Source organism: Psychrobacter sp. 1U1, assembly GCF_051847535.1.
In the GTDB taxonomy this organism is placed as follows: domain Bacteria; phylum Pseudomonadota; class Gammaproteobacteria; order Pseudomonadales; family Moraxellaceae; genus Psychrobacter; species Psychrobacter saeujeotis.
In genome coordinates, this window is record NZ_JBPYDD010000002.1 from 371,403 (window position 1) to 387,546 (window position 16,144).

8 protein-coding genes are annotated in these 16,144 nt (G+C 40.6%); all 8 read right to left on the reverse strand.

Annotated features, from left to right (window positions below):
• Positions 1-172: 172 nt before the first annotated feature.
• Entirely contained in the window at positions 173-2,698 is a 2,526-nt protein-coding gene (locus tag ACS8FB_RS03855) for a DUF3141 domain-containing protein (RefSeq protein WP_439261090.1), read from the reverse strand.
• A 111-nt stretch (positions 2,699-2,809) separates the two neighbouring features.
• A complete protein-coding gene (phaC, locus tag ACS8FB_RS03860; RefSeq protein ID WP_439261092.1) occupies positions 2,810-4,957 on the reverse strand; it encodes a class I poly(R)-hydroxyalkanoic acid synthase in 2,148 nt (715 codons plus the stop codon).
• 241 nt (positions 4,958-5,198) lie between these two features.
• Positions 5,199-5,918, reverse strand: coding sequence for a phasin family protein (locus ACS8FB_RS03865; protein WP_439261093.1), 720 nt, complete (start codon positions 5,916-5,918; stop codon positions 5,199-5,201).
• 123 nt (positions 5,919-6,041) lie between these two features.
• Positions 6,042-6,803, reverse strand: a complete 762-nt coding sequence (gene phbB, locus ACS8FB_RS03870) for an acetoacetyl-CoA reductase (RefSeq protein ID WP_439261094.1) — start codon at positions 6,801-6,803, stop codon at positions 6,042-6,044.
• Positions 6,804-7,186: 383 nt separating this feature from the next.
• Positions 7,187-10,153 carry a tyrosinase family protein gene (locus tag ACS8FB_RS03875; protein WP_439261095.1) on the reverse strand — a complete coding sequence of 989 codons (2,967 nt, stop codon included), beginning with the start codon at positions 10,151-10,153 and terminating at the stop codon, positions 7,187-7,189.
• A 108-nt stretch (positions 10,154-10,261) separates the two neighbouring features.
• The gene (locus ACS8FB_RS03880; RefSeq protein ID WP_439261096.1) at positions 10,262-10,534 is read right to left on the reverse strand and encodes a hypothetical protein; all 273 of its coding nucleotides are present in this window, start codon (positions 10,532-10,534) and stop codon (positions 10,262-10,264) included.
• A 903-nt stretch (positions 10,535-11,437) separates the two neighbouring features.
• Positions 11,438-13,732 carry a tyrosinase family protein gene (locus tag ACS8FB_RS03885; protein WP_439261097.1) on the reverse strand — a complete coding sequence of 765 codons (2,295 nt, stop codon included), beginning with the start codon at positions 13,730-13,732 and terminating at the stop codon, positions 11,438-11,440.
• Positions 13,733-13,840: 108 nt separating this feature from the next.
• Entirely contained in the window at positions 13,841-14,212 is a 372-nt protein-coding gene (locus ACS8FB_RS03890) for a hypothetical protein (RefSeq protein WP_439261098.1), read from the reverse strand.
• Positions 14,213-16,144 lie beyond the last annotated feature (1,932 nt).

A 16,144-nucleotide genomic window follows, 5' to 3' on the forward strand; every position in this document is an offset into this window, starting at 1 on the left:
CTAAGCCTTATCCACTGGCAACCGTTATGCAAAGTGGTTATTTAGCTAATATTAACAGCATAGTTTCAAGCTGCAAAAATATTTATTTAATCATGCACTATGCTCAACAAGCCATCAGACAAAAAAACCCCAAGTAAACCAATACTTGAGGTTTTCACATTTGTGAAAACTACTATTTAATATCAGTATCAGCTAAACCCAATGCAGCTTTGATACCATTCATCATCGATAGCGTCCTATAATTCCTATCTTCTGATTTATCGCCAACCACATAATAAACCAGTTTGAATGCTTTGATGCGTTCTGACTTGGTTTCGATGAGTGTGTTCAAAGACTCAATAGAGGCATCTTCAGCAAAACGAACGATAAGCGTCTGAGTATGTATCATGGCTGCCAATTCGGTGTTCAAAAGTTGACTAAATGGTTCTTGTTCAGTCAGCACTTCAGTCAAACGCATCAGCTGGTCACGGTCTATATTGTCATCAGCAACTATATTACACAAAATCATCATACGCACGACAGCTTCATTAAAACTGCCTTCAGAGATTTTGGTCAGTGCCTCTTCTACCTTTGGCAATTCATGCAGTTCGTCTTTATTCAACAGACGACGTGAGCCTACTGATTCTCCATATTCACGAAACCAAGGCATTGACCAAATCCCAAAGAACATACTCTCTGTATATCTACCCTGCCAATCTCGCCAAAAGTCTAGCGTCACTCTGACACTATCCATAAACATTTTTTCGACTTGCAAGAAAAGGTTGTCCTGCTGCATAGATTCGATGGCTGGCAGTTTCACTCTGGCATAACTATCAGAAGAATGACGCGCTTTTTTAGCTTTTTTTGCAGGGACGAAGTCTTCGCTCTGCTGGTTATCAGTTGTACCAGTCATTGCTTTACTCAAATGACAAGTAGCTACTGCTAGCGGGTTTCTACTACTCCATATACTTCTTTGGAGTCTCAATGGGTGCATAGTACGAAGAAATTGAGCGGAAGTTTCATTGCTCATAGCTTTTACTAGTGGGCGCAAATTATGTTCATAAGCTTGAGTCTGAGTCATAGAATACCGATGTACCGCTTTGAATAATTCTTCATCGGTTCGGTCGTCTCCTAGCGCTTGGTTTAAATCTTTAAAAGTACGACGTTTTAGATCAACGGTAAACGTTTTTTCTTGCCCCGATCCCTCAATATGGTCAATGTGCAACTCATACAATCCTGGTGGTAAAACTTCAATCATATCCATGATTGAGGCTATACCTGTATGCTCATGATTGGCTATTTTGGAGCTGACAAAGATACCTAGATGGCCTACTTGCTCATGAATCATATAGATAATACGTTGACCGCAAACCTCAACATCTCGCTCATCACTATAAGCATCTAGAATCCACGATAATGCCTGAGGAGGCGGGGTAATATCATCACCATGTGAAGCAAAAGCGATAATAGGTGCTTTGACATTACGCAGGTCAATATTTGTCCCTTTTTCTAACTGTGCGGTATTGCGAGCAAGACGATTGCCAACAAAGATGTTTTCTACAATCCACTGAATTTCTTTGTCATTCATTAAAAAGAAACCACCCCACCAACGCTCAAAGTCAAGAAAGCGCTGACGATTAGCTTCTGGGTTCTTGTAAAGATCGTAATATTTTCCGACATAGTTACGATAAGGGGTCATTTTTTCAAAATTATCAACCAGTGCTGCCCCATCGAATACGCCATTATTTATGTCAGCACTAAGCATAGATAGCCAAGTACCGCCATTGACGCCTGCTTTGTAACGCATCGGGTTGACTCCAACCTCTCCGCTCCAAGCTGAGATGGGCGCACCATTCAAGACGATAGGCCCTTTGATATCTTGGTTGGTTGCAGCCAAAATAAGCGCCGCCCACCCACCTTGACAGTTACCAATGATTACTGGTGATTGTGCATGGGGATGTCTTTTTTCTACTTCACGGACAAACTTTCCTTCAGCATAAGTAATATCGGCAATGGTTTGCGTCGGCTCAGGAAGACGCTTAAATGCCACAAAATACACAGGATGGCCTTTGTTAAGTGCGACACCGACTTGACTCTCATGCTTAAAGCCACCAATACCTGCACCATGGCCAGCTCTGGGGTCAATCACGATATAAGGGCGCTCATCGTCGTTGGTGACAATCCCTTTAGGTGGTTCTATTCTTAGCAAGACGTAATTGCATGGGCGTTCAAACTTGGTTGCATCCATGATTACTTGGTAGTCATAATCTAAGACTGGCGGGCAGCCAGCCAGCTCATGCTCAAGAAAAATATCACCACGCTCTTTAAGTACATCGACTGTTTGTAAAAGTCGTTTACTACTATCTGTACTGTAGCTCAACCATTCTTGCCATAGTTTTTTTGGCGTAGAGATCTTCTGCCAACTTTTTATGATGGCATTCTTATCTTGATTCAGTGTCTGGATATTTTCTTGAATTTGCTTATGATTTTGTTGTAAATGCTTACAAGTAACCTCTATCAGTAAACCTGCGCCGTCTGTTCTATAGTTATTTTGTAGGTTGAGCTCGTCTATGGTATTTTCATTTTTGTAAAACTGATGGTTTACCATCTCTTGAAAGTTTGGTATCAAACCTGTAGCTCTATGATGTGGGTTGCTACGACTTAACCACACCTCGGCTTTGTTTGGATTTTCAATATTTTTTTCAATAGTGTCTGACATAGGTGATTCCAATTTTGAGTTGACGATAATGTTTTTTATATACTGCTATTATTGATTATCCTCTAAGGCTAATTCCACTAAGGCTAATTGTTTACTAACAGACAAGATTTATTAAGGTTCAGTTGAGCGTAAAGCTTCATCTGCCCTGACATGTACATACTCCCCTGGAGCATCAGAGAGTATCTGCCACTCTTTACCTGTATACGTGATACCCGGTTGTCTGCTATCTACTTCACCTGCACTGTGCTGATTGATCCATTCGCTCCAATGTAGCCACCAGCTCTTATCGTGCTTTTCTGCTTTGGCATACCATTCATCAGGATCGGCGACATAATCTTCATGGGTATAAAAGCCATACTTACCCGTTGGCGGGTTGATAATGCCAGCGATATGCCCTGACTCACCGAGTACAAAGGTAACATCACCACCCAGCACTTGTGTAGACGCATAGCTTCCTTTCCATTTGGCGATATGGTCTTGTAATGTTGCGACGACATAGGTTGGGATAGTCACTTTTGACAAATCAACCTTTACTCCGTCATATGCCAACTCGCCTTTTTCAATCATTTTGTTGCCCAAATACAGCTCGCGCAATACAAAGCTATGCAATGCAGCAGTCACGTTGGTAGCATCAGAATTCCAATATAAAAGATCAAAAGGAATTGGACGCTCCCCTTTTAGGTAATTTTGCACATAATAATTCCAATAAAGGCTATTTTCACGTAATAGACTAAAGGCGGCGCCCATCAGACGTCCGTCAAACACCCCTTGCTGCTCTCCTTCTTGCTCAAGCGCACTGACCGTACGTTCGTCAATAAATACGCCTAAGTCTCCAGGATCGCTAAAGTCAAATATCGTGGCCCAAAAAGTTGCACTGGCTATACGATCTGCCTGCTTATTTTCAGTCAACCAAGATAGCGTCAACGCCAGTAACATACCACCGATACAATAACCGATGACGTTAGCGGCTGACTCCCCTGTAATCTCCTTAATGACATCTAAAGCCGTCAGCAGTCCCTCGTGCATATAATCCTTCATATTGACGTCTTTATAAGCCCGCGTTGGATTGGCCCACGACATCACAAAGACACTATGGCCTTCATTGAGCGCCCAACGAATGTATGAGTTCTTCTCTTTTAGGTCCATGATATAAAATTTATTAATCCATGGCGGTACAATCAATAAAGGACGTTTATGAACTTTAGCTGTCGTTGGATTATATTGTATCAACTCAAACAACCGATTACGGAACACCACTTTGCCTGTCGTTGTAGCGATGTTTTCACCAAGCTTAAAAGCATCATGATCCGTCATGCGAATGCTCAGCATTTTGGAGCTCTTTTCCATGTCTTCTGTTAGCTGCTTGAGTCCTCTTACCAGATTCTGTCCCTTTGACTCCATGGTCAAGCGCAGTATTTCAGGATTACTCCATAAAAAATTACTTGGCGCCATTGCATTTAACCATTGACGAGTAAAAAATGATAAGCGCTGACGGGTTTTTTCATCAACTCCCTCAGTATTATCAATGGTATCCATCATGCCATTAGCGGTTAGAAGATAGCTTTGTTTTAGAAAGTCAAAAATAGGATTGTTGGTCCATTCTTCGTCTGTAAAGCGTTTATCGCCTTTTTCTGGAGTGACAAGAGGTTGTATTTGGTCTTCAGAGCCCTTCATCAGGGTATTTTGATACAGCTGGAACTGTTGTTTCCATAAATTCATCTGTTGTTCGATTAATGCAGTGGGGCTTTTGTCTGCTACGCCTGTGCTAAACTTCTGCCATCCATCTATCATATTGAGCATCAGAGATTGGCTTATGTTGTCATCTTGGCCAACTCGTTTTAACGTTTCGCTAAAAAACTTTTGGGACAACTCGTTAAGATCACCCATATCGCTGTCAGCGCTTTGTTGGTCCTTGTTTTGATCACCTTGCTGTGAGTCTGGCTTTTGCGAATCAACGTTTTCAGAAGTACTTGGCATCATAAAATTGCCAAAATTATTGATTGAGTTCTGCCATAGCTTCATGTTGGCTTCGAACGGATTTGAAGCTTGATTAGATTGATCAAATAAAGATTGATTAAGCTGATTTACTTGGTTTAACTGATCTAAATATTGTTGACCAAAGCTATTAAAGTTAAAGGCATCGCTAGTGTTGTTTTGACTATCTTGTGTATTTGACTGTTGTGTATTTGGTTTTTGCGATGATGTATTTGATTGGTCATCGGATTGCTGATTGTTTTTATCGGACTTATGATTATCCATATCTTTACCTATTTTCCTATCCATAAACGATACTGGATTTAAACAGTATCCAGCTTTAAACGATATATAGTTATAAAACACTTCTAATTTGTACAAAAGTGCAAGCCTATTGATCCAATAAAGCTAGCACAATAGAAAAAAGATGGGATAGAGTTCTCTAACCCACCTTTTAGGTTTAATAATTACATGATATCTCATCAATAACAACCAATAAGATGATTAAATTTATCAGTAATTACAATTACTTATTTGTTGATTTTCCAGTACTGCTGGTATTACTAGTTCCAGTCTTTGTGCTCGTTTTCGTATTTGAGGTATTCGAGTTAGTATTGGTATTTGTCTTTGCACCTGATTTGGTATTTGCACCAGTCGCAGTTTTCGCAGCTTTTGTGGCTTGTTCAGTAAACTGCTCAGCCATTTTGTTCATGTTTGCTGCGTACTCTTGACCTTTTTTTGTTGCTTGATCAGCAGTTTTCTGCATACTTGACTGCATTTGCTCACTGGTTTGACCCTGAACTTCACCCAAAACTTTCATAACGTCATCATGCATATTGCTGCCAAGCTCTGTCATGCGCTGAGCGTCTGATAGCATTTTCTGACTGATAGTATTAAGCATCTCTGCTTGCTTACTGCTAAAGTCTTTGGCAGCTTCTGGAGAGTCTATTTCTGAAACTTGACGCATGTTTTCTAAACCCATTTCTGCGTAGGTCTTAATAGTATTAAGTGAAAACTCGGTCATCATTTCAGCGTTTTTTAAAAAAGCTTGGTTCAACTTGGTCCAAGGTTCAAACATTTTTTGGGCGCTTTCGTTGAACTGATTGACATAATCTTGCGGGGTCTGTTGTGACATATCATTACTCCTTGTATCGAACGATTGGTTTAGCTTTGTCCAAGGTTCGAACATTTTTTTTGCATTTTCATTGAACTGGTTCATATAATCTTGCGGGGTTTGTTGTGACATCTTATTGCTCCGTATATTGACGGTTGAGAAAAAATCGTATGCGTTGAAGGTTAAGAAAACATTATAATATTATTAAGTTTGTCACTTTATACAGTACTGTAACAAAAATGTTTAACAGTAAAGTCAAGACATATACTGACCACCATTAACTGATATGGTTTCACCTGTGACGAATATGGCATCCTCACTGATAAGATACATACAAGCAGCAGCGATTTCGTTTGCACTAGCCAAACGATTCATTGGAATGGTTTCTTTAATTTTATCCATGATATGTTCAGGTACACTCTCTACCATGGGTGTATATGTATAACCAGGAGCAACGACGTTGGCGGTAACTGATGAAGAAGCTCCTTCGTATGCCAATGCCTTAGTAAATCCAATAATACCTGCTTTGGCGGCTGAATAGTTCGTCTGACCATACTGACCACGTAAGCCATTTATCGAACTGATATTGACGATGCGACCGGTTTTTTGTTCTAGCATCTTGACGAAAACTGGATGGACAATGGTATAAAGAGACGTCAAGTTAGTCTCTATCACCTGCTGCCACTGCGCAAAGCTCATTTTTTTGAAGCTGCTATCACGAGTGATACCCGCTCCATTTATCAAAGCATAAATACTGTCGTACTTATCGATTGTCTGCTTAATCGCTGCCATCGCAGTTTCGTGATTACTCAAATCAACAGCAAGAAACTCAAAGTTATCCGAGTCAAATCCATTATCTTCGCACCACTTTTTTGTACGCTCAGGATCTTCTTGACTCAAGGTCGCTATGACATGATAACCATTAGTCACTAACTTCTCACAAATAGCTGTACCAATTCCACCAAGCGCACCTGTTACTAAAGCAACTTTTTTATCCGAAACATCTGACCTTGACATAAAAAACTTCCTTATATGAGTGAGGATTAATTATTAATGACCAATGAGTGCACAGTCGTATTCTTTCATTAGAATATAGCACAGTTATTTCATAGTAGTTATTCCATGTTGGTAATAAACCATTGTTATTTGTAGGGGTTTAGTATTAAAGAAAACGACTGCGTTTAACAATACAACATAAAGGTCAAGTTACTTAGATATTTATCAAAACTACCATGTTAGATACCAATCTAAACTCAAGTAACAATCTAAACTTAGGTACCAATCTGAGTAATGTTGAAAAATTTTTGAAAATCATTCATATATTAATTATAAAGCCAAAGAAACGCAGTATGCCGTTCCTTTGGCTTGTTATACATCCATCTTGCTATACGTCCATAAGATTACGGCTTGTTTTTTGCATTTCTAAGCCACTTTACTATGAGGCTTGGGTTTTTAACAAACGCGACCAAGGCATCGGTCAATTCTGTATTGTTAGTAACCTCTGGTCGTAACTTTGATCGACGGTTATCTGCACAAGCTTTTTTAAGGCATTCGCTCACCTCTTCGGCATCAATCTTTTGTCGTTTGAGAAAGCTGCGAATACTATCTTTCTCTAGCAAACACATAAGCAGATGGCAGAGTTTTTGATCATATCCATCCGTATTACTGCTTGGGAACGGATCATCACCGCCTATCCAGACAGAAGCACTTAAGAGCTGCTCCCTTGTAAAGGGGTTGTTTTGTATTGATTGACCTTTCGCCAAAACCCGCACCTTATAGACACCAGCTGAACCAGCATGGAATGCGACATTGAAAACACCAGGCTCAACCTCCGATAGGGTTAAATTTACTTTAGTGCCATTGGGTCTTTCTAACTCTGCTCGGATGGACGTACCATTGTCTAAGGGGCGCTCGTACTGAGTCAATTGAGCTGATAAAGTTATCATGCCGCCTGGCTCTCGGGTAGCCTGCTCAAGCTGCGCTCTAAAGCTTAGATCAGAACTAGAATGCACATTAAAAGAATAGCGTAGCCCGTGTGTCTTGACCTCATCAAATTTTTCACGGTCATTTTCGAGGCCGGCTAAATATTTAGCGAACACTTTTTCATTCAGATTGAGGACTGCATGCCATTGACCTTCACGTTCTTCAAGCCCTGCAACAGCGGTCGGTAAAGTCATGCGATAAAACTGCACATGTTCACTTGCTAAAAACGCTAACTCAACAGAAGCGTTGGCAATGCTTGGGTCGATTATTTTGCCACTCGGAGTTTCAAGCATATAGTCAAAAACATCTGGTAGAGCGTCTCCCGTCAACAAGATTGCATCTACTGTGATATCTGCTTCGTTAAGATTAAACGGAATACGTATCTCGCGGGCAGGTTGAATCCAACCCTCGGGATCCATCACTACCTCCGTATTTTTAACCCCTGACAATATCTGCAAAAAATATTTTTGAAGCGTAAAGTAGTCATCAGTATCCAAAGTACCAGTCATTAAGACATAACCATTTGTACTACCAGTCAATGCTTCCAAAGCAGCAGGGCTGATCTGTAGCGCCGTGCCCAAGCCAATAGCAAAGACGCTATCATCAATGATACCATCATCTATAAGTTGGCTAATGTAAGGCGCTCGGTTTTCGCGACCATCCGTTAGCGCCACTATAGCGGTATGATTATAGCTGCTAGGAGTCAAATCATCCAACTCGCTACTGGCCAACTCGATCCCACTACCAATAGACGTCGAACCGCCAGGTGATGGTTGATCCGTGATGGCTTCATTCGCAGCTATACGCCCAGAGCCCGTCCCTAACGCGCCCGCAACCGCAATCGAAGTCCCCAGAGTCGCATCGTTGTCGAAGTACACCACACCAATACTGTCCTCGTCACCCAATAGATCGACGAATACAGGCGCGCTGTCTTTGAGCACTTCAATACGTAACCGACCATCGCCTGCGTCCCAAGCCATACTACCAGATTTATCCAATACCAAAACGGTGGCGACCGTTGGTTTGGGGATAGTCGTGGCAGATAAACTGAGAGACCACGCTTGCCCAGTTTGTACACAGGTAATTTGCGCGGTTTCTGGACCTGAGCTACCAACACTGGTTGCCGTGTACGAAAACCAAACCTGCGCTACATTGGTACTATCTCTATTAACGACAACCCTATCACCGTCAGGCGTTCCGAACCCCATACCTGTAGGACCAGCCGTGATAGTAAAGATTAGTTCTCTACAAAAACTGTTGTCAGGAACGGGAGGACTTATATTAAAAGTTGCAGCCCGCACCGCTGTACTACCTACAGGTGTGGCGTTAAATACTAACGTCGTGTTGAGAGGTGTCACTATAGGCGGCGTATCCGTATCATACGAGTATCCCATAGCATGATGATCTAACGTCTCAGATACCAGCATCCCCAAACCAAAGAGCTCGTCATTCAAGCGGTGACCCTCAAGATCATCGCTTGCCGTATCGCCTGGTATATAAGGCACTGTTGGATGCAGCGCTTGCCAATCAGCCCATAGTTTGTCCACAAAGCAATGATGTAAAAAAAAGACTGGGTCATTGGGAGAAGTGCCTGGAAGCATAGAACCTCCTACCCATTCATGGACGAGATTATGAGTGTTGGAGAGTGGTGGAGAGTTTCCGCTTGCAAGAGCCATACGCCCTTCGTTCGCAGCTCGATAACCTATGCTTACTCTATCAAAATCAGCACTGTCATATGGCGTTATCGCTTGAATTTCATCAACATGATCCTGAGTGGGCAAGTTAGGAGCCCTAACGCTAGCGCCAAACCGTCGAACCAGATCTTCGTCAATTCTAACCTGTGGATTGGTCAAATCTAGGTCTCTAAAATCAACGTCAACGACTACAATATCCCAAATGTCTGCTCTGAATGGACCATCTTGAACAAAATTACCCGCACCAGATCCATTGCCGCCCATAAGATCATTTGCCCAGACAGCGGCATTCATAGGGTCCGCTGCATCTGCTGCCCAGTTCCAATATGGTAATGTTACCCCAGGTACCAATCTGTCTAAGTCCAGCTCAAACTGGCGTATATACGCACGGTGCCATGGCAAAAACGCTGGACCGCGATGTGCTCCATTTCGAATCATGAACAGGCTAGGACTCATTGGATCTAAAGCCCAATCCCAACCCCCTGGTGTTGCCCAGTTCATGGCCATATAGTGGTCAAGTACATATTTGTCATAGGTATTATTGATTAAAGGGTATAAGGCGCGTACGTGTGCGGCATCATTTTCATCGTCGACGTATGCGTATAACTCAGCCTTCATCAGTTTAATAGCATTAATGAAAGCGGCCTTTTCCTCTGTCGTCAGAGAATTCACGTTTTTTCTACAAGTCATGAGTGACAATTCCTTTATTAGATGCTTGGAATTAGATGCTTGAAACGAATAACGATGAGCAAAGGTCCAGGCATTGTGAGCTTAAATAAACCATGTAGGCAAAATTGATTATTTTACAAAATTCGGTAGGTTATCAATCACATCATGCACCAATTCAACTGGCGACTCGTACGAAGAATACGGCATTAAACCGGACTCAAATAGTCCATCGCGAAACTCTACGACTTCAAATGCTTTATTGTCTATTTCAACCTTTAATACCTGTAAAATCTTTCGGCTTTTGTCAGAGATTGGCCGTTTAGAAAAGGTAATTTTTCGTCCTTTATACTCTATGGATTTGGGATACTTTTCATCTGGGATATGCTTGTTGTCTTTAATCATTTTAAACTCTCCATTAGCCAGATATTTATTACGATTATTTGGTTTAGCGTTGCATTGCGGCAGACATCACAACTGAAAGTCAGCAGCACGAGCAGATGTAGAAATGATTACCAAACACATAAAATAAATGTACTAATGCTTGGAAATTATCCATTACATCAAGGGTTTATCACCTTTAGCTATACACAGTCTAATTTAAATTGTCAAACCTATAATGCTTCATTAGCAGAGGTTTTGATTAGTGGCTTAACAATATTTGTCCGTCCATGTTTGTTTTGGTATTTTTTAGTATTGATAGTAGAAAAGAATAAAGCATTGAATACATAGCTTTGAACGAGGGTAAGCGTTGTATTAATATCTTAAAAACTATTGTTAATTTATTTAAAAAATTTGGCTCTCTAATAGATTTATAATTACAAATATACTCAATAAATAAAATTTATCTCGTGGAATGATGCATGACAATTTTTAAATACGATTTTTAGAATGACTTATAAGTGTGAAGTAAAAACGAAATAGTAGATTAATGTTGTTTGAGGAGAAATATAATGTTTTAAATGAGCCAAGGCTACATTCATAAGTAATGGATTATATGTCGATGGATTAATTAGATACTTATTTATTGCCACTACACTAATTGGCACTATGCTAGATAAGAAAAGGTTTACAATGAAAAATATACTGATTGAAAAGTAGGAATCACCTAACTCTTAATACTAAGCTATAAAAGCTAAGCATTAAAAAGCCAAAGGGACAATCTATGTCGTCCCTTTGGCTTTTATGTATCAATCACAACGCTATTACCATCATGATTGAATGTATCAATATTAAAACTTTCAACTTACATGATTGTACTACTTATAGCCATGTCATCAAACGCTAACGCTGTATTGAGCGATGTCATTATGGCAGGCTATCGGTATCATATGAGTATCCCATAGCATGATGATCTAGCGTCTCAGATACTAGCGTACCCAAACCAACAAGTTCATCGTTTAAGCGGTGACCATTGAGATCATTGCTTGCTGTATCGTCAGGTGCATAAGGCACTGTTGGATGCAGCGCTTGCCAATCAGCCCACAGTTTGTCGACAAAGCAGTGATGGATAAAAAATATCGGGTCATTAGGCGATGTGCCAGGTAACATAGAGCCAGCTATCCACTCATGTACGAGGTTATGGGTATTACCAGGCGGAGGTGTTTTGCCATTGACAGGTAAACGCCCTTCATTCGCCCCGCGATAGCCCACACTGGCTTGGTTAAAATCACCGCTATCATAAGTAGAGATCTGCTGAATCTCGTCAACGTCAGCTTGAGTCGGCAGATTGGGCGTACTACCTCCAAAATCCCGAACCAATCCGCCATCAGGTTGTCCAAAATAATTAATGATAACCCAACTGTTCTCTACGTCTGCTGCATCGTAAGCAAATGGCCCACTTTGCACCACTCTATTCGGGCCAGATCCATTGCCGCCCATAAAATCATTGGCCCAAATAGCGGCATTCATAGGATCCGCGGCATCCGACGCCCAGTCCCAATAAGGTAAGGTCACCCCCGGTACCAATCTGGCCAAGTCCAGCTCAAATTGGCGTATGAACTCGCGATGCCATGGCAAAAATGAGGGACCGCGATGCGCTCCATTTCGATTCATGAAATTTCCACCCCAACCTCCGGGTGTTGCCGTGTACATAGCGATATGATGGTCAAGTACATACTTATCATAGGTGTTGGTAATGTTAATATATCTGGTGCGTACGTATATTGGATCGTTTGGATTATCGACATATACGTACTCTTCCGCTTTCATAAGCTTAATAGCATTAATGAAAGCAGCTTTTTCCTCTGTCGTTAGGGTATTTAAATTTTTTCTAGTAGTATTATCGGCAGGCATAGTGTTGGTAGATAAATTAATGGACCAAGTCTGCCCCGTTTGCACACAGGAAATTTGTGCGGTTCCTGTGACTGGATCAGTGTCGCTAGTAGCCGTGTAAGAAAACCAAACTTCTGCTACATTGGTATTGTCTCTATTAATGACGACTCTATCGCCGTTAGGAATGCCAAACCCTGTACCTGTCGGGCCAGCCGTAATAGTGAATACCAGATCTCTACAAAAGCTGTTATCAGGAATGGGGGCACTAATGTTAAAAGTTACAGCTTGTACCGCTGTCGTACCTATAGGCGTGTCGTTAAACACTAATTCCGTATTGACCGGTGTTACTATGGGTGGTGTATCCGTATCATACGAGTATCCCATAGCGTGATGATCTAGTGTCGCAGATATCAGCGTACCCAAACCAAAAAGCTCGTCGTTTAAACGATGACCATTGAGATCATTGCTTGCTGTATCGTCGGGTACATAAGGCACTGTTGGATGCAGCGCTTGCCAATCAGCCCATAGTTTATCTACAAAACAATGATGCAAAAAGAATATCGGGTCATTAGGCGATGTACCAAGCATCATAGAGCCAGCTATCCACTCATGTACGAGGGCATGGGTATTACCAGGCGGAGGGGTTTTGCCGTTGACAGGTATGCGTCCTTCATTCGCGCCGCGATAACCCACGCTATTCGTATTGAAGTTACCGCTATCATAGGTGGATATCTGCTGGATTTCGTCAATGTCAGCTTGCGTGGGCAAATCTGGAGTGTTGCGCCGAGAACCAAAATTCCGAACCAACCCACCGTCAGGCAGTCCCAAATAATTGATAATAACCCAACTGTTCTCTGGATCTGCATCATCGTAAGCAAATGGCCCACTTTGCACCACTCTACTCGCACCAGATCCATTGCCGCCCATAAAATCATCAGCCCAGATAGCGGCATTCATAGGATCCGCGGCATCTGACGCCCAGTCCCAATAGGGCAAAGTCACCCCCGGCACCAATCTATCCAAGTCCAGCTCAAAACGGCGTATAAACTCACGTTGCCATGGTAAAAACGCTGGACCACGGTACACTGCATTGCGAGTTAAAAAATTGCTTCCCCAGCCCCCTGGGGTTCCTGTATACATACCGATATGATGATCGAGTACATACTTATCATAAGTATTGGTTATATTAGGATATCTATCACGTACATGTGCGGGATCGTTTGGATTGTCAACATATACGTACTCTTCCGCTTTCATAAGCTTAATAGCGGTAATGAAAGCGGCCTTTTCTTCTGTCGTCAGAGCATTCACATTTTTTCTACAAGTCATGAGTGAAAATTCCTTTTTAATATGCTTGGAAACAAATGCTAGGCATTAGTGACTAGAAGCAAACGTCCAGGCAGTGTGAATTTGAACAAACTGTATATTTAAGAGGCGTTATTTTTTAAACTCTGATACGTAATTAATCACGTCTTGTGCCAATTCAACTGGTGATTCGTATGAAGAATATGGTAATAGGCCAGACTCAAATACTCCTTCTTGCAGCTCTACAACTTCAAATTCTTTTTCATCAACTTCAACTTTTAATTTTCGTAAGTGCTTTTGGCTGTGGTCAACGCGTTTTTCGACTTCAAGTGCTCTTTTATCATGTAGACCAGCACGTTTCTCAACTTCATGTGCTTTTTTATCATGTAATTCAGAGCTTTGTAATTCAGAGCTTGAAAGATCAGAAAACTTAATTTTACGTCCTTTGTATTCTGTAGATTTAGGATACTTTTTATCTGAGGTAAGTTTGTCTTTTTTAGTCATCTCAATTTCTCCATTAGCTAAATATTTATTACAGCTGTTTATTTTGATGTTACAAAAGCATGGATCATTGGTTCATTGCCGAATAGGTTCGACATTGAATTTAAAATTTTGATAATTATCTTAAGCTCATTTGATTAGAAGACTTCTATCAAATGAAGCAATAACGATTACCATATACTCAAATTTATTCTCTCATATGAATATATTTGAGTGTAGCTATCCTTAAATAAAAAAAGTACAAACATCATAACCTGTTACTGGTGCGCATGTTACTTGCTTGCGGTGTCGTTACAGCCAGAAGCTATGTAAAATCTACCCCAGTCACTTACACTGTATTCATTTTATAGTGGACTGACTATACAGCCTGAGAACGGTGTATAAACTATATATCATTCGTTTAAAATAAAAATATAATGATATTAGAATAACTTTTTATAGCACTGCCTAACAAAGACAGCGCTTAAAAAACTTATCCCATTATCGTATAAAGATACAGCGTATTTATTTTATTTAGTATCAGCTATATAACAACCATAACTCTCTCGTAAAGACAACGCAAGCTGAATCTATTAAAGAATACGTAAATTACAGTTTAATGAATTCTAACTTGTAGACTATACAATACTCTACTTTATACAGTATTCTATTTCTAGAATATAATTTTTCATTGTAAGCCTATGATAGATAAAGAATATTAATATCGTTTCTAGTGAAGTATGCCACAGTAATACTCCCCTATTTAATAGCAAGTCATCAAATACAAAAAACCTCAAACAAGCTAATGTTTGAGGAATATGCTTGTCTTGATGTATTGTTTAAAACTATACCTTATCTAAAAGACAGAGTGTTAACACGATTTAGTTAGTAGCAGACTTTGTATCTACCCCTATCTTCACATTTGCCAGCACAAGCCAAGATAAAATCAGCACTATAGCCGGATCTTTCACCACGTTACAACTTCTCTCATAAGCAGCACTGAGTTTGCCATACCGGATACAGACACCAACAAGGCAAATGATGCAACCTTTGAAGCCATATTTTGCGCCAGCAGGTGCGCCTACAGTTCAAAGCCAATCAGCGTTGAGATATAGACAATAGATTTAAGCGACAGCCAAGACTTAAGTGATGCCTGCATAAATGTCACCACCTGCCATGCGTCAGCTTCCAATATAAGAGAAGATAGAGTCAAAATCACATAAGCGATCAGGCCACCCTATGCTACCAGTGTTAGCGCCGCTAGAGCCGATGCTTTGTTCTTACCGTTAGTAGGTGATCATTAATTTTGAAAGTATAATAAAAATATAAACTTATCGCGAATATTTTATTAAAGAGTAGACTACTTCTTATAGGTTGATACACACAGAATAACCGACCTTTATAGATAAAGGCTTTAAGAGAAAATTCAGACACAAAAAAACCTCAAGTAAACTAATACTTGAGGTTGAAACTTTTGTATTAAAACTAAGTTTTAAATATGGCGCAGCGGACGGGACTCGAACCCGCGACCCCCGGCGTGACAGGCTAGACCCACCATTTTTCATTAAATGGTATTAAGTAACATTAACCTACAAAGCTTTATACCAAAAGAGCTATAGATGATTTTTTAGTAGGACGTTTAGCGTACTTTAACATATCTCAATAAGGATAAAATATATATTTTGGTCGCTACCATAGTGTAATTATTGGGCATTCATAATATATAAATGCCCAATAAATGGGCTTAGTTATTCTAATTACACTGGTCGTTTTGTCTATTCGCCCCCACTCATATCTGTGTTGTTACTATAATCTAAGAAGCCGCAGCATAATCCATTAGACTGGATATAGCTGCATTTTTATTCATTCATTCCTTTACGAATCGATACTCCCAAACACCCTCCAAAATTATTTTCCAATTTCGTATTCTTGACACAACCTGTCACACCCCTACGC